General features: G+C 54.5%; 17 protein-coding genes, 1 pseudogene and 1 riboswitch. Of the genes and pseudogenes, 10 read left to right on the top strand and 8 right to left on the bottom strand.

The window, feature by feature from the left end; all coding sequences use genetic code 11:
- Positions 1 to 19 precede the first annotated feature (19 nt).
- Entirely contained in the window at positions 20 to 2,161 is a 2,142-nt protein-coding gene (locus WB237_RS18545; RefSeq protein ID WP_336215213.1) for a TonB-dependent siderophore receptor, read from the top strand.
- Positions 2,162 to 2,197: 36 nt separating this feature from the next.
- Here the strand turns inward: WB237_RS18545 and parE are convergent, their stop codons facing one another.
- The 5 genes from parE to nudF are packed head-to-tail and all read right to left on the bottom strand — an operon-like array spanning position 2,198 to position 6,606.
- Positions 2,198 to 4,090 carry a DNA topoisomerase IV subunit B gene (gene parE / locus WB237_RS18540; protein WP_049005057.1) on the bottom strand — a complete coding sequence of 631 codons (1,893 nt, stop codon included), beginning with the start codon at positions 4,088 to 4,090 and terminating at the stop codon, positions 2,198 to 2,200.
- Positions 4,091 to 4,118: 28 nt separating this feature from the next.
- Positions 4,119 to 4,700, bottom strand: a complete 582-nt coding sequence (yqiA, locus tag WB237_RS18535) for an esterase YqiA (RefSeq protein WP_336215210.1) — start codon at positions 4,698 to 4,700, stop codon at positions 4,119 to 4,121.
- Positions 4,700 to 5,527: a 3',5'-cyclic-AMP phosphodiesterase gene (gene cpdA, locus WB237_RS18530; protein ID WP_108090476.1), complete on the bottom strand. Its 828-nt coding sequence runs from the start codon at positions 5,525 to 5,527 to the stop codon at positions 4,700 to 4,702. The genes yqiA and cpdA overlap by 1 nt, the downstream gene beginning before the upstream one ends.
- A gap of 27 nt (positions 5,528 to 5,554) precedes the next feature.
- Entirely contained in the window at positions 5,555 to 5,977 is a 423-nt protein-coding gene (locus WB237_RS18525) for a DUF1249 family protein (protein ID WP_014833293.1), read from the bottom strand.
- Positions 5,974 to 6,606 (bottom strand): ADP-ribose diphosphatase, encoded by a 633-nt coding sequence (gene nudF, locus WB237_RS18520; RefSeq protein WP_028017156.1) that lies wholly within the window; start codon positions 6,604 to 6,606, stop codon positions 5,974 to 5,976. Before nudF ends, WB237_RS18525 begins: the two co-directional genes overlap by 4 nt.
- Before the next feature lie 204 nt (positions 6,607 to 6,810).
- Between nudF and tolC the strand changes: the two genes are divergently transcribed.
- The 3 genes from tolC to WB237_RS18505 all read left to right on the top strand — a co-directional run bounded on the left by tolC (position 6,811) and on the right by WB237_RS18505 (position 10,279).
- Positions 6,811 to 8,289, top strand: a complete 1,479-nt coding sequence (gene tolC, locus WB237_RS18515) for an outer membrane channel protein TolC (RefSeq protein WP_108090477.1) — start codon at positions 6,811 to 6,813, stop codon at positions 8,287 to 8,289.
- Between the two features lie 161 nt (positions 8,290 to 8,450).
- The gene (locus WB237_RS18510) at positions 8,451 to 9,116 is read left to right on the top strand and encodes a DUF1190 family protein (RefSeq protein WP_336215205.1); all 666 of its coding nucleotides are present in this window, start codon (positions 8,451 to 8,453) and stop codon (positions 9,114 to 9,116) included.
- A gap of 2 nt (positions 9,117 to 9,118) precedes the next feature.
- Positions 9,119 to 10,279, top strand: a complete 1,161-nt coding sequence (locus tag WB237_RS18505; protein WP_049005062.1) for a glutathionylspermidine synthase family protein — start codon at positions 9,119 to 9,121, stop codon at positions 10,277 to 10,279.
- 72 nt (positions 10,280 to 10,351) lie between these two features.
- Here WB237_RS18505 and ygiD read toward each other — a convergent pair whose 3' ends face one another.
- Positions 10,352 to 11,140 carry a 4,5-DOPA dioxygenase extradiol gene (ygiD, locus tag WB237_RS18500; protein ID WP_336215201.1) on the bottom strand — a complete coding sequence of 263 codons (789 nt, stop codon included), beginning with the start codon at positions 11,138 to 11,140 and terminating at the stop codon, positions 10,352 to 10,354.
- Positions 11,141 to 11,283: 143 nt separating this feature from the next.
- Between ygiD and WB237_RS18495 the strand changes: the two are divergent.
- From WB237_RS18495 to WB237_RS18475, 5 genes and pseudogenes are all read left to right on the top strand, one after another.
- A pseudogene (locus WB237_RS18495) lies at positions 11,284 to 11,409 on the top strand (zinc transporter ZupT); the annotation flags it as partial.
- A 330-nt stretch (positions 11,410 to 11,739) separates the two neighbouring features.
- Complete coding sequence (locus tag WB237_RS18490) at positions 11,740 to 12,300, top strand: fimbrial protein (protein WP_336215199.1); 561 nt, start codon at positions 11,740 to 11,742, stop codon at positions 12,298 to 12,300.
- A 74-nt stretch (positions 12,301 to 12,374) separates the two neighbouring features.
- Complete coding sequence (locus WB237_RS18485) at positions 12,375 to 14,819, top strand: fimbria/pilus outer membrane usher protein (RefSeq protein ID WP_336215197.1); 2,445 nt, start codon at positions 12,375 to 12,377, stop codon at positions 14,817 to 14,819.
- 9 nt (positions 14,820 to 14,828) lie between these two features.
- Complete coding sequence (locus WB237_RS18480; protein WP_336215357.1) at positions 14,829 to 15,587, top strand: fimbrial biogenesis chaperone; 759 nt, start codon at positions 14,829 to 14,831, stop codon at positions 15,585 to 15,587.
- Complete coding sequence (locus WB237_RS18475; RefSeq protein WP_336215195.1) at positions 15,571 to 16,632, top strand: type 1 fimbrial protein; 1,062 nt, start codon at positions 15,571 to 15,573, stop codon at positions 16,630 to 16,632. The genes WB237_RS18480 and WB237_RS18475 overlap by 17 nt, the downstream gene beginning before the upstream one ends.
- 45 nt (positions 16,633 to 16,677) lie before the next feature.
- Here the strand turns inward: WB237_RS18475 and ribB are convergent, their stop codons facing one another.
- Positions 16,678 to 17,331 (bottom strand): 3,4-dihydroxy-2-butanone-4-phosphate synthase, encoded by a 654-nt coding sequence (ribB, locus tag WB237_RS18470; RefSeq protein ID WP_336215193.1) that lies wholly within the window; start codon positions 17,329 to 17,331, stop codon positions 16,678 to 16,680.
- A 107-nt stretch (positions 17,332 to 17,438) separates the two neighbouring features.
- Positions 17,439 to 17,589, bottom strand: a riboswitch (FMN riboswitch).
- 120 nt (positions 17,590 to 17,709) lie between these two features.
- On the opposite strand from ribB, the gene ubiK reads away from it, so the two are divergent.
- A complete protein-coding gene (ubiK, locus tag WB237_RS18465) occupies positions 17,710 to 18,006 on the top strand; it encodes a ubiquinone biosynthesis accessory factor UbiK (RefSeq protein WP_336215191.1) in 297 nt (98 codons plus the stop codon).
- Between the two features lie 78 nt (positions 18,007 to 18,084).
- Here the strand turns inward: ubiK and hldE are convergent, their stop codons facing one another.
- A complete protein-coding gene (gene hldE / locus WB237_RS18460) occupies positions 18,085 to 19,515 on the bottom strand; it encodes a bifunctional D-glycero-beta-D-manno-heptose-7-phosphate kinase/D-glycero-beta-D-manno-heptose 1-phosphate adenylyltransferase HldE (protein WP_336215189.1) in 1,431 nt (476 codons plus the stop codon).
- Between the last annotated feature and the right edge of the window lie 28 nt (positions 19,516 to 19,543).

Raw genomic sequence — 19,543 nt, 5'->3', positions numbered from 1 at the left:
TCTTGGGAAAACAGATGTAATGGCTACGTACACACCTTCTCTCTCTGGGGCAAAAGGGCGCGCGCTCTTTTCACTGCTGTTTATGGCGCCGTTGGTGCAGGCAGCGGACAACACAACGACTAAAGACGGCGAAACGCTTACCGTCACCGCCAGTCCGAATGCTACGGTAGATGCTACAAATGGCTATCAGCCGTTGAATACCTCCACCGCGACACTGACCAACATGCCAATGCTGGATATCCCGCAGGTGGTCAATACCGTCAGTGATAAAGTGCTGGAAGATCAGCACGCCACTACGCTTGATGAAGCGCTCTATAACGTCAGTAACGTGGTGCAAACCAATACTCTGGGCGGTACGCAGGATGCATTTGTTCGCCGTGGGTTTGGCGCGAACCGCGACGGTTCGGTGATGACCAACGGCCTGCGCACCGTACTGCCGCGCAGTTTTAATGCCGCTACCGAGCGCGTGGAAGTGCTAAAAGGCCCGGCCTCAACGCTGTATGGCATCCTCGATCCAGGTGGTCTGATAAACGTCGTGACCAAACGCCCGGAGAAAACCTTCGGCGGCTCACTTTCTGCCACCTCTTCCAGCTTTGGCGGCGGCACCGGACAGGTTGATGTTACCGGCCCGATTGACGGCACGCGTCTGGCGTATCGTCTCACGGGTGAGTATCAGGACGAAGATTACTGGCGCAATTTTGGCAACGAGCGCAGCACCTTTATCGCACCGTCGCTGACCTGGTTTGGCGATGATGCCACGGTCACCGTGCTCTATTCGCATCGCGACTATAAGACACCATTCGATCGTGGAACGATCTTCGATCTCAACACCAAACAGCCGGTAAACGTTGATCGCAAAACGCGTTTTGACGAACCGTTTAACATTACCGATGGTCAGTCAGACCTGGCGCAGCTCAACGCAGAATATCGCCTGAACAGCCAGTGGACCGCAAAGTTCGACTACAGCTTTAGCCAGGATAAATACAGCGATAACCAGGCCCGCGTAATGGCCTACGATTCAAAAACGGGCAACCTGACCCGCCGCGTAGATGCGACGCAAGGCTCGACCCAGCGGATGCATACGACGCGTGCGGATCTGCAGGGGAATGTGGACATCGCTGGCTTCTACAACGAGATCCTGACCGGCGTATCGTATGAGAATTACGATCTGCTGCGCACGGATATGATGCGCTGTAAAAACGTCAAAGATTTCAATATCTACAACCCGACGTATGGCAACCTTAGCAAGTGCACCACTGTCTCAGCGTCAGACAGCGACCAGACCATCAAGCAAGAGAGCTACTCCGCCTACGCTCAGGACGCGCTGTACCTGACCGATAAATGGATCGCCGTCGCCGGATTGCGCTATCAGTATTACACCCAGTACGCCGGTAAAGGTCGCCCGTTCAACGTCAATACCGACAGCCGCGACGACCAGTGGACACCGAAGCTGGGGCTGGTTTACAAACTCACGCCAGCGGTCTCGCTGTTTGCCAACTATTCCCAGACGTTTATGCCGCAATCATCCATTGCGAGCTACATCGGCGATCTGCCGCCAGAAACATCAAATGCGTATGAAATTGGCGCTAAGTTTGACCTGTTCGACGGTATTACTGCCAATATCTCGCTGTTTGATATTCACAAACGCAACGTGTTGTACACCGAAAGTATCGCGGGAGAGACCATCGCGAAAACCGCTGGCCGCGTGCGTTCGCAGGGTGTGGAGGTGGATCTGGCAGGGTCTCTGACGGAAAACACCAATATTATTGCCAGCTACGGCTATACCGACGCAAAAGTGCTGGAAGACCCGGACTATGCAGGCAAACCGCTGCCGAACGTGCCACGCCATACCGGCTCACTGTTCCTGACCTATGACATTCACAATGCGATCGGCGGAAATACGTTGACGCTTGGCGGAGGTGGACACGGCGTGAGCCGTCGCTCAGCGACCAACGGCGCGGACTATTATTTACCGGGCTATTTTGTTGCCGATGCCTTTGCGGCCTATAAGATGAAACTGCAGTATCCGGTGACGCTGCAGGTGAACGTGAAGAACCTGTTTGATAAGACTTACTACACCTCATCTATCGCGACCAATAACCTGGGCAACCAGATTGGCGACCCGCGCGAAGTGCAGTTTACGGTGAAGATGGAGTTTTGACATAAAAAAGCCCTGCATCGCAGGGCTTTTTCAGCATCAGGCTTCAATATCCGCCATATCGCCTTTCTCCTGCAGCCAGTTACGTCGGTCTTCCGAACGTTTCTTGGCAAGGAGCATATCCATCATCGCGTTGGTTTGCTGCTCGTCTTCGTCACTGATCGTCAGTTGCACCAGACGACGCGTGTTGGGATCCAGCGTGGTTTCGCGCAGCTGCATCGGGTTCATCTCACCCAGCCCTTTAAAGCGCTGGACGTTCGGTTTGCCCTTCTTACGCTTCAGCTGTTCCAGCACACCCGCTTTTTCTTCTTCCGTCAGCGCGTAATACACTTCTTTGCCGAGGTCGATACGGTACAGCGGCGGCAGCGCCACGTGAACGTGGCCGTTTTTCACCAGCGTGCGGAAGTGCTTCACAAACAGTGCGCACAGCAGCGTAGCGATGTGCAAACCATCGGAGTCCGCATCCGCAAGGATACAGATCTTACCGTAGCGCAACTGGCTCAGATCGTCGCTGTCAGGATCGATGCCGATCGCCACCGAGATATCATGCACTTCCTGCGAAGCCAGCACTTCATCTGAAGAGACCTCCCAGGTGTTCAGGATCTTACCCTTGAGCGGCATGATCGCCTGGTATTCACGATCGCGCGCCTGTTTGGCCGATCCACCCGCCGAGTCGCCTTCCACGAGGAACAGTTCGGTACGGTTGAGATCCTGCGCAGTACAGTCCGCTAGCTTGCCCGGCAGCGCAGGGCCGCTGGTCAGTTTTTTACGCACCACTTTCTTCGCCGCACGCAGACGACGCTGGGCGCTGGAAATGGCCATTTCAGCCAGCATCTCTGCCGCCTGAACGTTCTGGTTCAGCCACAGGGTAAACGCATCTTTCACCACGCCGGAAACGAATGCCGCACACTGACGTGACGACAAGCGCTCTTTGGTCTGACCGGCAAACTGCGGATCCTGCATTTTCACAGAGAGTACGTAGGCGCAGCGATCCCAGATATCTTCCGCCGACAGCTTCACGCCACGCGGCAGAATATTACGGTATTCGCAGAACTCGCGCATCGCGTCCAGCAGCCCCTGACGCAGACCGTTGACGTGCGTACCGCCGAGCATGGTGGGGATCAGGTTAACGTAGCTTTCGGTCAGCAGCTCACCGCCTTCCGGCAGCCACAGCAGCGCCCAGTCCACCGCTTCGGTGTCGCCGGTGAAATTGCCGACGAACGGTTTTTCCGGCAGCGTCGGCAGGCCGTTTACCGCTTCGCACAGATAGTCGTTAAGACCGTCCTCGTAGCGCCAGCTCTGCTCGGTGTTGTTAACGTTGTCTTTAAAGGTGATTTCCACGCCAGGGCAGAGCACCGCTTTGGCTTTCAGCAGGTGCGTAAGGCGAGAAACAGAAAAGCGCGGGCTATCGAAGAAGCTTTCGTCAGGCCAGAAGTGAACGCTGGTGCCGGTGTTACGTTTACCGCACGTGCCTACGACCTGCAGATCCTGAACCTTCTCGCCATTTTCAAACGCGATGTTGTAGACCTGACCATCACGGCGGACGTTTACTTCCACGCGCTTAGACAGGGCGTTAACGACTGAGATCCCCACGCCGTGTAAACCACCAGAGAACTGATAGTTTTTGTTGGAGAACTTACCGCCCGCATGCAGACGACAGAGGATCAGCTCAACGGCAGGGACGCCCTCTTCCGGGTGGATATCCACCGGCATGCCGCGCCCGTCGTCAATGACTTCCAGCGACTGATCGGCATGCAGGATGACGTCAACGCGTTTGGCATGACCCGCCAGCGCTTCGTCCACACTGTTATCAATAACTTCCTGGCCCAGGTGGTTTGGGCGCGTCGTATCGGTGTACATCCCCGGGCGGCGGCGAACCGGCTCAAGCCCGGTGAGGACCTCAATGGCATCAGCGTTATAGGTTTGCGTCATGATTTAAACTAGCAATTCGCATTGATTGTCAGTGGCTGTGCAGTCCAAGAAAATCGACAATCTGGGTGAAATGATTCTCAAAGCCCGTGAAAGCATGGTTTCCGCCCTCTTCTATAGTCTGGCGGCAGGAGGCGTAATACGCCACTGCCTGGCGGTAATCCAGCACTTCATCACCCGTCTGTTGCAGCAGCCAGATAAGATCCGGCGCTTCTAGCGGGTCAACCTGCATAACTTTGAGATCGTAAATATGGCGTGACTCTAGCACATATTGCTGACCGGTGTAGGGGTTCTCGTTTTCACCAAGAAAGTCCCGAAGCAGCTCAAATGGCCGCACCGCCGGGTTAACGACAACAGCGGGCAGCATGAAACATTGCGAGAGCCAGGTGGCGTAGTATCCGCCCAGCGATGAGCCGACCACACCGAATGATTCGCCGCCGTGTTCAAGCACAATAGATTCCAGCATCTCCGCAGCCTCCGCCGGGTAAGGCGGCAGTTGCGGAATAATCATCTCAACATCAGGGTGATGCACACTCAGCCACTGGCGAAACTGTGTCGCTTTTGCGGAGCGCGGCGAGCTGTTGAATCCGTGCAGATAAAGGAGCGTAGACATCAGTAGCCTTCTGAAGCGGTGTCCGGACGGAATTTTGCGCCTGTCAAACGGCAGACTTCCGTGGTCAGCGAACCATCGGCATGCAGTTCCAGCCAGCGCCAGCCTGGTGCGATGGTATCCAGCGTAAAGTTGGCACAGTGCGGCTTAAACTGAACGCAGGTCGATGGCGTCGCCAGCATACGGCGACCATTCCAGTCGAGATCCTGTTCCTGATGGATATGTCCGCACAGGAGATTCTTCACACGCGGGAATTTCGCCAGCACGCGATCCAGCGCAGCAGAATTACGCAGACTGTGCTGATCGAGCCAGCTGCAACCCGCTGGCAGAGGGTGATGATGAAGTAATAACAGCGTATGACGTTCAGGTTCAGCAGCCAGTTTGGTCTCCAGCCAGTCGAGCTGGAACTCGCTTAACTCACCGTGCGGGACACCAAACACCTGGCTATCCAGCAGCAGGATCTGCCACTGTTCACCCGCAAAGACACATTTTGCCGGAGAAATCCCCGCATCCTGGAGGGCATTGTACATAGCCGGCTGGAAATCGTGGTTTCCAGGTAGCCAGACGCAAGGCACGCTAAAACTCGCGATGCCTTCAGCAAAATGCTGATAGGCCGCGGAGGATTGGTCCTGCGCCAGATCGCCCGTTGCGACAATCAGATCGCATGCACGATTTTCAGCGTGAATGGCGCTAAGTACCGCCTGATAGCTCTCCCAGGTGTTGACCCCCAGCAGAGTTTCATGCTTTTCGGCAAAAAGGTGGGTATCGGTGATTTGTAATATCCTGACTGGCGCCCCACCAGCAACAGTCAGGTTCAACAGGCTTTCCAAATGGTGTCCTTAGGTAGGTTTATGACGCTAACAAACCGGAATCGCCATTGCTCCATGTGCTAAACAATATCTTAGCCAGTCAGCTAAAAACTGGTTAATTTGATGCTTTTCGTCGCGTTGATGCAACTTTTTATTCGGGTAATCATACCGTGCCTTGAAGCGAAAGATCTGCTGACTTGAACACACTTCAGCGACCATTGCATCGTGATAGAGGCGCACCGTCATCGACGGCAGGCTCCAGTAGCTAATACTGGGTGCCGTTTGCTCAATCTCCACCAGCGTGGTGTAGCGCGTTGATTCTGTTATCGTTAACCGATACTGTGCGTTGCTCACCTGATAGCTTACCGTTTCGCCGGGTGCGTCATTTTTCGGCAGCAGGCGGCGCAATTGTGCGAAATTAGTTTCGCACAGGCGCATCATTTCTGGGAAGTCAGGTGTATAACGCTTCATTTTTTCCACTCGTTTCGTAATGTCTGATAATGCAGTTGCAGCCATTGCAGGGCGATGACAGACGCTGCGTTGTCGATTTTCCCCTCTTCTACCCACTGATAAGCCTGTTCCCGGCTCACCACATGAACCCGAATATCTTCGTTTTCATCTGCCAGACCGTGGATCCCTTCCGCCGTCGTGGCGTCCACTTCGCCCACCATAATCGACAGGCGTTCGCTGGTGCCCCCCGGGCTTGCCAGATAGCTCAGCACCGGTTTTGTACGTCCCACCACCAATCCTGCTTCTTCCAGTGCCTCACGGCGGGCAACGTCTTCGACCGATTCGCCCTCTTCGATCATCCCGGCTACCATCTCCAGTAACCATGGGCTCTCGCTGACGTCGTAAGCCGCAATTCGGATCTGTTCCACCAGCACAACTTCGTCGCGCACTGGGTCAAAGGGTAGCAAGACTGCTGCATGCCCGCGCTCAAAAATTTCGCGTCTGATTTCGCCGCTCATTTCACCGTTAAACAGGCGATGCCTGAAACGGTAAAGTTCCATCGAAAAAAAACCGCTATAAAGCATTTCTCGTGCAATAATTTCTACATCGTTTTTGGCGAATGTCACGGGCAACTTTTCTGGTTTCTGCATGAGTCGAGTCCTGGTAGCAATGGTGATGAAATTGTGAATTTCAAGGCTGTTTGGCTGCCGTTTGTAAGGCTATATGTTAGATTGGTGCAAATTACCGCCAGATGGCACGTAACGCCAACCTTTTGGTATGGAAGATTCTGTTAGAATCGGCAATTATTTTTTAATTAGATCAGCGCTAATACTGCTTCACAACAAGGAATGCAAATGAAGAAATTGCTCCCCATCCTTATCGGCCTGAGCCTGACGGGCTTCAGTGCAATGAGCCAGGCGGAAAACCTGTTACAGGTCTACCAGCAGGCACGTCTGGGCAACCCTGATTTACGTAAATCAGCGGCCGATCGTGATGCTGCGTTTGAAAAGATTAACGAAGCGCGTAGCCCATTGCTGCCACAGTTAGGTTTAGGTGCAGATTATACCTACAGCAACGGTTTCCGCGACGCTAACGGCGTAAACTCCAATGCTACCAGTGCCTCACTGCAATTAACACAGACGCTGTTTGATATGTCCAAATGGCGTGCCCTGACCCTGCAGGAAAAGAGCGCAGGCATCCAGGATGTGACCTATCAGACTGACCAGCAAACGCTGATCCTGAACACCGCCACAGCTTATTTCAACGTGCTAAGCGCGATTGACTCGCTCTCCTACACCGAAGCGCAGAAACAGGCCATTTACCGCCAGTTAGACCAAACCACGCAGCGTTTCAACGTGGGTCTGGTTGCGATCACTGACGTGCAGAACGCCCGTTCACAGTACGACAGCGTACTGGCCAACGAAGTGACCGCGCGTAACAATCTCGACAATGCGCTGGAATCACTGCGTCAGGTCACCGGGAATTACTACCCTGAGCTGGCGTCTCTGAACGTGGACAGCTTCAAAACGGATAAACCGCAGGCGGTCAACGCCCTGTTGAAAGAAGCGGAAAACCGTAACCTGACCTTGCTGCAGGCGCGTCTGAGCCAGGATCTGGCCCGCGAACAGATTCGTCAGGCACAGGATGGCCACCTGCCTACCCTGAGCCTCAGTGCATCTACCGGTATTTCTGATACGACCTACAGCGGCTCCAAAACGAACTCAGCCCAGTATGACGACAGCAATATGGGTCAGAACAAAGTGGGTCTGAACTTCTCCCTGCCACTGTATCAGGGCGGCCAGGTCAACTCGCAGGTGAAACAGGCGCAGTACAACTTTGTTGGCGCGAGCGAGCAGCTGGAAAGTGCTCACCGCAACGTGGTGCAGACCGTGCGCTCTTCCTTCAACAACGTGAACGCCTCTATCAGCAGCATCAACGCGTATAAACAAGCCGTGGTGTCTGCACAGAGCTCCCTGGATGCGATGGAAGCAGGTTACTCGGTCGGTACACGTACTATCGTTGACGTGCTGGACGCAACCACCACGCTGTACAACGCGAAACAGCAGCTTTCAAGCGCGCGTTACCAGTACCTGATTAACCAGCTGAACATCAAACAGGCTCTGGGTACACTGAACGAGCAGGACCTGCAGATGCTGAACAGCGCACTGGGCAAACCAGTCTCAACGTCGCCGGACAGCGTTGCACCGGAGAATCCGGAGCAGGTTGCCGCCGTTGATAACTTCAACGCTAACAGCAGCGCCCCTGCTGCACAGCCTGCCGCCGCGCGTTCTACCAAGCCAGCAAGCAACGGCAGCAATCCGTTCCGTAACTAAGATTGTCATCAGGCCCTCTCCCACAGGGAGAGGGCGCATCTGAATCACGCCCGAACGTAAGCCAACGTAAAGATCCCCCTGATTCCCCCCCTCTTCGCTTCATTTTCAACCACTCATCCTCTATCCTGAGCGTTATTACCACTGGGTCCTGGAAGACAAAGATGAAACGGACAAAAACGATTAATCACGCATCGTTCCGCAAGAGCTGGAACGCGCGTCACCTCACCCCTGTTGCGCTGGCAGTTACGGCTGTCTTTATGCTGGCAGGTTGTGAGAAAAACGACGAAACGGTTTCGCTGTATCAAAACGCCGACGACTGCTCTGCCGCAACCGGTAACGCCGCTGAATGTAAAACGGCATACACCAACGCGCTGAAAGAAGCAGAACGTACCGCACCGAAATATGCTTCACGCGCAGACTGTGTGGCAGAGTTCGGTGAAGGTCAGTGCCAGCAGACGCCTGCTCAGGCGGGCACTGCCCCGGAAAATCAGGCACAGGCGCAGTCCAGCGGCAGTTTCTGGATGCCGCTGATGGCAGGTTATATGATGGGCCGTCTGATGGGTGGCGGTGCGGGTTATCAGCAGCAACCGCTGTTTAGCTCGAAAAACCCGGCCAGCCCGGCTTATGGCCAATACACCGACGCCAGCGGCAAAGGCTACGGCGCAGCAACCCCAGGCCGCACCGTGACCGTCCCGAAAACGGCGATGGCGCCGAAGCCTGCGACCACCAGCACCATCACCCGTGGCGGGTTTGGTGAATCCGTAGCGAAGCAGACCAGCATGCAGCGTAGCGCGTCAGGCACTTCTACTCGCTCAATGGGCGGCTGATCATGGAGCGAGTCAGTATCACCGAGCGCCCGGACTGGCGCGAAAAAGCCACCGAATACGGTTTTAACTTCCACACCATGTACGGCGAGCCGTACTGGTGTGAAGATGCCTATTACAAACTCACGCTCGCCCAGGTTGAGAAACTGGAAGAAGTGACGGCCGAGCTGCACCAGATGTGCCTCAAGGTGGTGGATAAAGTCATCGACAGCGACGAGCTGATGGCAAAATTCCGCATTCCAAAGCACACCTGGAGCTTTGTCCGTCAGTCGTGGAAAACGAATCAGCCTTCGCTTTACTCTCGCCTTGACCTGGCATGGGACGGCGTGGGTGAACCTAAGCTTCTTGAAAATAACGCCGACACGCCCACTTCTTTATACGAAGCGGCGTTCTTCCAGTGGATCTGGCTGGAAGACCAGGCCAATGCCGGAAACCTGCCGGAAGGCAGCGATCAGTTCAACAGCCTGCAGGAAAAGCTGATAGAGCGTTTTGCCGAGCTGCGCGAACAATTTGGCTTCAACCTGCTGCACCTCGCCTGTTGCCGCGACACGGAAGAAGATCGCGGGACGGTTCAGTATCTGCAGGACTGCGCCGCCGAAGCGGAAGTGGCAACCGAATTCCTCTATATCGAAGATATCGGCCTGGGTGAAAAAGGTCAGTTTACCGACCTGCAGGATCAGGTGATCAGCAACCTGTTCAAGCTCTACCCGTGGGAATATATGCTGCGCGAAATGTTCTCCACCAAGCTGGAAGATGCAGGCGTACGCTGGCTAGAACCGGCATGGAAGAGCATTATCTCCAACAAAGCCCTGCTGCCGTTGCTGTGGGAAATGTTCCCGAACCATCCTAACCTGCTGCCTGCGTATTTTGCGGAAGATGATTATCCGCAAATGGAAAAATACGTCGTGAAGCCGATCTTCTCCCGTGAAGGGGCGAACGTGTCGATTATCGAAAACGGCAAAACGCTGGAAGCGGTTGAAGGGCCTTACGGCGAAGAAGGGATGATCGTCCAGGAATTTTATCAACTGCCGAAATTTGGCGACAGCTACACGCTGATTGGCAGCTGGCTCATCAACGATCAGCCTGCCGGGATTGGCATCCGCGAAGATCGCGCGCTGATCACGCAGGATCTGTCGCGGTTCTACCCACATATTTTCGTGGAGTAAGACTTGCTACGCTTACCAGGCCTACGCTCAACCTGTAGGCCGGGTAAGGCGAAGCCGCCACCCGGCATGTTTTCACCCCACCTGCACCGAAAGCATACTCAGGCTCCCCATCTCAATACCGTCGACCGGGATCGTAACCGGCTCCTGACCATCCCACGCACCAAGAACATACAATAGCGGCAGGAAGTGTTCCGGCGTCGGGTTAGAGAGCGAACCACCTTCGTGATCCAGATAGTTCACCAGCGGATGCTCCTCTACCGGGCCTTGCCAGGTCAGATTCGCTTTGACGTAATCATTAAAAGAGGTCGCCCACGGATATGGCGTGTTTTCACCGTGCCAGCGTGCCGTACGCAGGTTATGTACCACGTTACCACTTGCCACCAGCATAATGCCTTCATCACGCAGGGTTGCCAGCTTACGACCCATCTCCAGATGCCAGGCGGCAGGTTTGGTACTGTCGATGCTCAACTGCACCATCGGGATATCCGCATCAGGATACATTTTAATCAGCACTCCCCAGGAGCCATGGTCAAAGCCCCAGGCTTCTTTATCCAGCGCCACCGGAACAGGAGCAAGCAGCTCCACCAGATGCTGTGCCAGTTCAGGTGAGCCTGGGGCCGGATAATGCGTGTCATACAGCGCCTGTGGAAAACCGCCGAAATCATGGATGGTTTTTGGTGTTTCCATGGCGGTTACGCCCGTCCCCCGGGTGAACCAGTGCGCAGATACCACCACAATCGCTTTCGGACGCGGCAACGTTTCACCCAGATGACGCCATGAGCGGGTATAGACATTATCTTCCAGAACGTTCATTGGGCTACCGTGGCCTAAAAACAGGGCTGGCATACGGGAAGAAGTCATGGTGATATCCTTACAGAAGGTGTCAATTTAATGGTGCTACATTACGCGCAATCTGGCAAAGATGAACGCTGATAAGCGTGAAGATCATCTTCAGGAAATTTGAATGTAAGGAATGTGTAACGCCGCGTTTTCTCACTCGCTTTGTCAGAGAATTGATGCCGCTTGCCAAAGAGATCGACCCAAACAACAACCCAAGCTATGGGGTCCTGTGTGGGATGTCGGTGATGGGGTTAAGTCTGATATTACTTCAGGCCGCAGGCATCAGCTGACTTGACATGCGCCTTCTGTAAAGGGGGGCATATTATTTGTAAAAAAAATAATTGTTCGCGAAATATACGATCCGCCTCCTTTCATATAAAAAAATCAATTTTTTCATCGAACATCCCCGCGCGACACAACACGAAACAATATAGCGTGCATTATAATTTACGCATCTTGAGATTCATTCGATCACAATAAAAAATGCTTATATTTTAATTATATCTACAATGATTTTTAAGCTTGATTAATCGCATTAACTCTCCGGAGATCGGTATACTCCCCTGGCAATATTCTGACTAATATTCAGGATATGAATTCAACTGAAAAAGGATATTTTCATGTTTACAGGAAAAAAAGCGCTTTTAGCCGTGGCAATGGCCACGCTTATTTCTCGGTCGGCGTTTGCTGCAGAACAAGGTTCCGGTAAGATCAAATTCAAAGGTGTGGTGATTGATGCACCATGCAATATTGCACCAGACAGCGTTGATAAAGAAGTCGATTTGGGTGAAATTACGACCGCCGTTATTAATGCCAATAAAAAATCGTCACCCGTGGCGGTAGATATCAACCTGGAAAACTGCCAGCTAGACGATCCAGGCGATGAAACCGACACCCCAATAACCAAGGTTGACGTCACGTTCACCAGCTCCGCCACGGATACAACGGATACCAGTCTGATGACCAACACGTATGCCAACGGTGCGCAGAACGTGGGCGTCCGCCTGCTGGATAATGCGGAAGCGAACATCACCCTGGGTAGTGCCAGTGAAGTTACCCTGCTGGCAGGCTCCGCCACCCAGACGCTGCACTTTAAGGCGCAAATGGAAGTACTGAGCGGCAAAACGGCAACGCCAGGTCAGGTTGAAGCCACCGCAAACTATGTGCTGGCTTATAAATAATTCAAATTTACCTCGTTATCTACCGACTGGCTCGTTATGCCAGTCGGCATTTTATATTTACTTTGGGCAACAGGATGATGAAACATAAATCAACATGCATAATCATCATTACCGCCCTGTTAATGACAAAAGTCGCCTCTGGTACCGAATTTAATATTAATGCCATCGATAAAGAACAGCGCAACAGCGTCGATTTAACACAGTTTAAAGATCGCGCCTCCGTCGTCCCCGGACGTTATTTTGTTACGGTTTCGATTAATGACATCCCCTTAGCAAACGGCTGGCAGTTAACGTGGAAAAAAGTGAATGATGCAGTCCAGGTCTGTATTCCCAGCGAGCTGGCCGACACGTTCGGCCTGCAGGATAAAATGCGGGAATCGCTAACTGAAAAAGAGGGCTGTATAGACTTCGCCCCGCTGCCGGACATTCATTTTACCTTTGAACAAGCAAGCCAGACGCTAAACGTGTCCATTCCCCAGGCGTGGTTGCAGTACCGTTCTGCCGACTGGATGCCCCCGTCAACCTGGGATCACGGCGTGGCGGGCATCCTGCTGGACTACAATCTTTTTGCCAGCCACTATCAGCCCAACAGCGGCAGCAGTTCAGATAATGCCAACACTTACGGCACGGCGGGCGCAAACGTCGGCGCCTGGCGGTTGCGCAGCGATTATCAATACAACCAGACGCACGCGGACGGCGGTTCAGAGCATAACGGGCGCTTCTCGCGCGTTTATATGTTCCGCCCCCTGCCCACCATGGGCGCAAAGCTGACGCTCGGCGAAACGGATTTCCAGTCGTCGATTTTTGACGCCTTCACCTACACCGGCGCGTCGCTTATCAGCGATGAGCGCATGCTGCCGTGGTCACTGCGCGGCTATGCGCCACAAATCTCCGGCATTGCCCAAACCAACGCGACGGTCACCGTAAGCCTCGCCGACAGGGTCATCTATCAAACAAAAGTCCCGCCGGGCCCGTTCATCATTCAGGATCTCAACCAGTCGGTGCAGGGCACGCTCGACGTGAAGGTAACGGAAGAAGATGGCCGGGTGAGTACGTTCCAGGTCTCTGCCGAATCCGTTCCCTTCCTGACGCGTCAGGGACAGGTTCGCTACAAGCTGGCAGCAGGCAAGCCGCGAAAGGACGCGTCGCATGATGTTGAGGACAGCACCTTCATGAGCGGCGAGTTTTCCTGGGGCATGCTGTCGCAAACCTCACTCTATGGAGGAACGCTGGCCGATGGTGACCACTACAACGCCTTTGCCGCCGGGCTGGGACAAAACATGGCGTATCTGGGCGCGCTCTCGTTTGATATCACCCGGGCCACCAGCCAGTTGCCGGGCGAGAGTCCGCAGACGGGCTACAGCTACCGTTTTAACTACAGTAAGCGGTTCGACACAACCGGTAGCCAGCTTACGCTGGGGAGCTACCGTTACTCAGACCGCCAGTTCCTGAGCTACGCGCGTTATCTGGATAACGACAACAGCGACAGCCAGACGGAAAAACAGACTCTCAGCGTCACCGCCAGTCAGTACATATCGGCCCTCTCGCTAAACCTTTATCTAAGCATGCTGCGCCAAACATGGTGGGATGACTCGCCTTCCACGACCGGCAGCGTCACCGCAGGCTATAACTTCGACCTTGGCCGCTGGAAAAACCTTGGCCTGACCCTGTCGTTGAGCAGAACCCATTACGAAGATGATGAAGAGGACGACAACCAGTTTTATCTCTCGCTGAGCGTGCCGCTCGATCCTGACCATCGCCTGAACTACGATCTTCGCAACGGCGACAGCCTGAGCCAGAGCGTCTCCTGGTACGATACATCTGACCGGAACAATACCTGGGGCGTCTCTGCAGGCACCGAGAGCGAAAAAGCCGATGCAGGCGCACAGTTCAGCGGAAACTATCAGCACTATTCTTCGCTGGGGGATCTCAACGTCTCGGGCAGCTATAAGGCGAATGAGTACAACTCAATGAGCGCCAGCTGGAACGGATCGTTTACCGGGACGGCGAAAGGGTTTGCCCTGCACCGTCGCAGCTACGGCAATGAGCCACGCGTCATGGTCAGCACCGACGGCGTGGGCCATATCCCGCTGAACGTATCGCATGACGAAACCAACGCGTCGGGTATCGGTGTTCTGCCATCGTTTTCCAGCTATACCCCGGCCAGCCTGCGGGTCAACATGAACAATTTGCCTGACGGTGTTGACGTCGATACGCGGGTGGTCACTTCCACCTGGACAGAAGGCGCCATCGGCTATCGTCAAATCGCGACCCGAGCCGGTAACGATATTGCCGGCATTTTGCGAACGCCTTCCGGGACACCGCCGCTCGGCGCCCTGGTCCGCCTGCAGGATAACGGCCAGCAGGTAGGTATGGTCGCCGAGGAGGGTCGCGTCTGGCTGGGCGCCGTCCAGCCTGAGCAACAGTTCCTGGTCACGTGGGGAGACAACCATCAGTGTCGCTTCTCGTTACCTTCTCACCTTGAAAACAGTATGCAGCTCATGCTGCCTTGCCAGTAAGAAACCATGATGAAACTCACCCCACTCAAGGCCCTGAGCCTGATGTTGCTCGGCACCGCATTGAACGCGCATGCCGCCATTAACCTGGACCGTACGCGGATCGTTTTTCCCGAAGGGGACAAGGCAAGCAGCCTGAAAGTCGATAACCAGAGCAAAACATTACCCTACCTGGCGCTTTCCTGGATTGAAAACGAAAACGGGCGCAAAGAGGACAACCACTTCATGGCGCTGCCGCCCATTCAGCGCATTGAAGCGGGCGCGTCATCGCAGGTCAGAATTGTGAAGCAGGCGGCGGTTGGGCAGTTGCCGAAGGACAGAGAGTCGCTGTTTTACTTCAACCTGCGCGAAGTTCCGCCCACAAGCAGCGCCAGCGAGGCGCGCAGCGTTATGCAGGTGGCCATGCAGAGCCGCATTAAGCTGTTCTGGCGGCCAAAAGCCATCACCAAAAAGCCGGGTGATCAAAGCGAAATGCGCATGGAAATTACCGCCACCGCAACGGGGCTCAGCGTGCACAACCCCACGCCCTATTACATCACTCTCGCGTGGCTGAGTAAAAATGCGAAAACCCAGCTGCCGGGCTTCGACAGCCTGATGATTGCTCCGTTTGCCACAGCGTCCACCTCTACCGGCGACTACCACGGGAGCTACTACTGTGTGGGTTACATTGATGATTACGGCGCGCTGAAAAAAGTGGACGTTACCTGTGCGGGTAAGGCTCAATGCCAGCTCAGCGAGCGGAAGGGTCAAAACAATGTGCAAGCTCGCTAATTTTTTGTTTTTGCTGCTACTTGCCCTTCTGCCATTCAGGGAGGCGCTGGCGCTTGACTGCTATCTCGGCGTTTCCGGCGGGCCTGTGGAGGAGACAAAAACAATCTCGCCTTTTGCCATTCCCAGCAACGCGCAGGTGGGGGAGAAAATATGGGAATCTGACGATATCAAAGTTCCTGTGACCTGCGACCACAATGCCACCAGTAATTTTGAAAAAGAGGACATCTATGCCTGGGTTAACCCCTACCCGTCGGCGTCCGATCCCTACTACGATCTCGGCGTAACTTATGAAGGGATCGACTACGATGCGACAGGACAACCCAACGGGGTCGATACGTCCCAGTGCCTTGATAACAAACAGATCACTATCTATACACCTGCCCAAATCCAGCAAATGGGCTGGGAGAACCGCATCTGCTCCGGCAATGCAAACGACATTCACACCTCACGTACGTTCATCGTGCGCTTTCGTCTGTACGTCAGAATCAAGGTCATGCCGCCGCACGGCTACGTCAGCACGCTCGGGGACTATATCGTGGTGCAGTTCGACGGCAAGGGCGGCGTCAACCAGATGTCCGACGCGAAAAACCTTAAGTATCATATTAATGGCCTGAACAATATCACCGTGCTGGACTGCGGGGCGACCTTCAGCATCTATCCGGAAAATCAGGAGATTGATTTTGGTACGTTCAGCGCCCGCGACATGATGAATCAGGGAAAGCGAACGCGCACGTTCTCGGTCAGAACGACCAAGATACAGGACGCCGAGTGTTCCGATGGGTTCAAAATGGATTCGTCGTTCTATACGAACGAGACGCTGAGCGATGAAGATACCGCCCTGCTCATCGGTAACGGCCTGAAATTACGCATCCTGAACGGAACGCAGCCCTACACCTTTAACCGATACGAAGAGTATGCCGATTTTACCGGCAGTACGTTGCAGTACGAACAGACCTATACCGCTGAGCTCTCACCGGTGCCGGGAAAAGCGATCCAGTCCGGGCCATTCGAAACCGTGGTGCTGTTTAAAATTAACTACCACTAAACATAAAAAAGCCGGGTTTCCCCGGCTTTTTTATGTTTAGTGGTTTCAGCTGGCTTTGCGCTCGTGCGCCTGGCGGTACTCGACCAGATCTTCAATCGTGACTACCGGCATATTGTGCAGACGGGCAAAGGTGATGCACTCCGGCGCGCGCGCCATGGTGCCGTCATCGTTGGTCAGTTCACACAAAACACCTGCAGGTTTGAAGCCTGCCAGCGTCACCAGATCGATAGTCGCTTCGGTGTGGCCGCCACGGGTCAGCACACCGCCGGCCTGCGCGCGCAGAGGGAAGACGTGGCCTGGACGATGCAGATCGGATGGCTTCGCATTATCAGCAATGGCGGCACGTACGGTGGTCAGACGGTCAGCCGCAGACACACCGGTGGTCACGCCATGCGCCGCTTCAATGGTCACGGTAAAACCGGTACCAAAGGCGCTGGTGTTGTTTTCGACCATCATCGGCAACTCGAGCTGCTTACGACGATCTTCGGTAATACACAGGCATACGATGCCACTACCGTGACGGATGGTCAGCGCCATCTGCTCAACGGTCATGTTTTCGGCGGCGAAAATCATGTCGCCTTCGTTTTCACGGTTTTCATCGTCAAGCACCATCACACCGCGACCTTCACGCAGTGCATCCAGTGCATGTTCAACACGTTGAGTTGAAGTGCCAAAAGAGGAAAGTAGCGTCTGATTCATGGTAAAAAAAACCTCATTAACATTATGGTTACCAGAATCAGGGCAGTCTTAGGAGCGCCGTATAAGCGGCAAAAAGATAACGTGAGCGGGCCCATGCCCGACTGGATCGTTACTCTCTCCCATCCGGACTCTAACCGTCGGCCCCGGAATTACACCGGATCTGCTGACCTTTGAGTGTTAACCCAAAGCGCTCGCGGGCTTTCAGCGTGAAGCTGATTTACCGCCGGTGGGGAATTTCGCCCCGCCCTGAGAATAAGCGAGATAACTATAACGCTATTGATTACCCTGGGCAATGCATAAGCATCAAACAATTTTGTTTAACCCGCGGCATGACGCGCTACAATAGGCACTGACACCTTTTCATCAAGGGAAACGACAATGATTGACCCGAAAAAAATTGAGCAAATTGCGCGTCAGGTACACGAATCCATGCCGAAAGGCATTCGTGAATTTGGTGATGACGTAGAAAAGAAAATCCGCCAGACGCTGCAGGCGCAGTTGGTTCGCCTTGATTTAGTCAGCCGTGAAGAGTTCGACGTGCAGACCCAGGTTCTGCTGCGTACCCGCGAGAAGCTGGCGTTGCTGGAACAGCGTCTGACCGAGCTGGAAAACCGCAATACGCAGGAAGAAGTGAAGCCGGCGCCGGCCATTCCACCGATGGATGAGCAGGAGTAAGAGCGGCCTGATGCCCTCACCCCAACCCTCTCCCACAGGGAGAGGGTGAAAAACGAACGGGCCAATTGGTCCGTTTTTTTACTGACTGTCTTTCTGGATCTTCTTAATGATGTTGGTGGTTGAACACCCGTCCTCAAAGTTGAGCACCATCACTTCGCCGCCGTTGGCCCAGACCTCTTCGCTGCCCGCAATTTGCTCCGGCTTGTAATCGCCACCTTTCACCAGCAGGTCCGGCAGAATACCGGCAATCAGACGCTGCGGTGTGTCTTCTTCAAACGACACCACCCAGTCCACGGCTTCCAGCGCACCGAGAACGATCATACGCTGTTCCAGCGGGTTCACCGGACGCGTTTCCCCCTTCAGACGCTTCGTTGACGCATCACTGTTCACTGCCACAATCAGACGATCGCCCAGCTTGCGCGCATTAGCCAGATAAGAGACGTGACCCGCGTGCAGAATGTCAAACACACCATTGGTCATCACCACTTTCTCACCGCGCTTACGCGCTGCGGCAACGGCGGCTTTCAGTTCGTCTTCGCTCATCACACCGAAACCGGTGTCTGCACGGCCACGCACGGCATTTTCCAGCTCAATAGGCGAAACGGTTGAAGTACCGAGTTTGCCGACGACAACACCCGCCGCTGCGTTAGCAAAGTAACAGGCTTCTTCAAGGGAATTCCCGGCTGCAAGCGTCGCCGCCAGCACGCCAATCACCGTATCGCCAGCACCGGTCACGTCATACACTTCCTGCGCCTGAGTGGGCATATGCAGGGGTGCTTTGCCTGGTTGAATCAGGGTCATCCCCTGCTCTGAACGGGTCACCAGCAGTGCAGACAGCTCGAAATCAGCAATGATCTTCATGCCGCGTTCGACAATTTCTGCTTCCGTTTTGCACTTACCCGCCACCGCTTCAAACTCAGAGAGGTTTGGCGTCAGCAGCGTTGCGCCGCGATAGCGCTCAAAATCGGTGCCTTTCGGGTCGATCAGCACCGGCACGTTGGCTTTACGCGCGAGCTGAATCATCGTCTGCACGCTCGCCAGCGCACCTTTGGCATAGTCGGACAGCACCAGCGCACCAATATTGCCCAGCGCCTGATTAATACGCTCGTGCAGCGGCTCAGGGTCAACTCCCTCGAACCCTTCTTCAAAGTCGAGGCGGATTAACTGCTGGTTGCGCGACAGCACGCGCAGTTTGGTGATCGTCGGGTGGGTCGGTACAGAAACGAAGTCACACTTCACGTTCACGTCCGCCAGTGACTTGCTCAGCGCACGCGCCGCATCGTCGATGCCGGTCAAGCCTACCAGACGCGAATGCGCGCCCAGAGAGGCAATGTTCATCGCCACGTTTGCCGCGCCGCCGGGACGCTCTTCAATGGTGTCGACCTTAACCACCGGTACCGGCGCTTCCGGAGAGATGCGGCTGGTTGGCCCATACCAGTAGCGATCCAGCATCACATCCCCGACAACCATAACTCCAGCACGTTCAAACTCTGGCAGTGTTACTTTCATTCCTGACTCCAGAAAGATTCACAATTTG

This window comes from Enterobacter sp. P82, from assembly GCF_037053385.1.
Classification (GTDB): Bacteria; Pseudomonadota; Gammaproteobacteria; order Enterobacterales; family Enterobacteriaceae; genus Enterobacter.
Note: the sequence above shows the minus strand (reverse complement) of the source record. Positions and strands in the feature narration are given on the sequence as shown.

Coding starts and splice junctions, on each gene's coding strand:
- WB237_RS18485 (WP_336215197.1), top strand. CDS start 12,375: ATGATGAAACATAAATCAACATGCATAATCATCATTACCGCCCTGTTA.
- nudF (WP_028017156.1), bottom strand. CDS start 6,606: ATGCAGAAACCAGAAAAGTTGCCCGTGACATTCGCCAAAAACGATGTA.
- WB237_RS18505 (WP_049005062.1), top strand. CDS start 9,119: ATGGAGCGAGTCAGTATCACCGAGCGCCCGGACTGGCGCGAAAAAGCC.
- ribB (WP_336215193.1), bottom strand. CDS start 17,331: ATGAATCAGACGCTACTTTCCTCTTTTGGCACTTCAACTCAACGTGTT.
- WB237_RS18510 (WP_336215205.1), top strand. CDS start 8,451: ATGAAACGGACAAAAACGATTAATCACGCATCGTTCCGCAAGAGCTGG.
- WB237_RS18490 (WP_336215199.1), top strand. CDS start 11,740: ATGTTTACAGGAAAAAAAGCGCTTTTAGCCGTGGCAATGGCCACGCTT.
- WB237_RS18525 (WP_014833293.1), bottom strand. CDS start 5,977: ATGAAGCGTTATACACCTGACTTCCCAGAAATGATGCGCCTGTGCGAA.
- tolC (WP_108090477.1), top strand. CDS start 6,811: ATGAAGAAATTGCTCCCCATCCTTATCGGCCTGAGCCTGACGGGCTTC.
- WB237_RS18545 (WP_336215213.1), top strand. CDS start 20: ATGGCTACGTACACACCTTCTCTCTCTGGGGCAAAAGGGCGCGCGCTC.
- yqiA (WP_336215210.1), bottom strand. CDS start 4,700: ATGTCTACGCTCCTTTATCTGCACGGATTCAACAGCTCGCCGCGCTCC.
- parE (WP_049005057.1), bottom strand. CDS start 4,090: ATGACGCAAACCTATAACGCTGATGCCATTGAGGTCCTCACCGGGCTT.
- WB237_RS18475 (WP_336215195.1), top strand. CDS start 15,571: ATGTGCAAGCTCGCTAATTTTTTGTTTTTGCTGCTACTTGCCCTTCTG.
- ygiD (WP_336215201.1), bottom strand. CDS start 11,140: ATGACTTCTTCCCGTATGCCAGCCCTGTTTTTAGGCCACGGTAGCCCA.
- hldE (WP_336215189.1), bottom strand. CDS start 19,515: ATGAAAGTAACACTGCCAGAGTTTGAACGTGCTGGAGTTATGGTTGTC.
- WB237_RS18480 (WP_336215357.1), top strand. CDS start 14,829: ATGAAACTCACCCCACTCAAGGCCCTGAGCCTGATGTTGCTCGGCACC.
- ubiK (WP_336215191.1), top strand. CDS start 17,710: ATGATTGACCCGAAAAAAATTGAGCAAATTGCGCGTCAGGTACACGAA.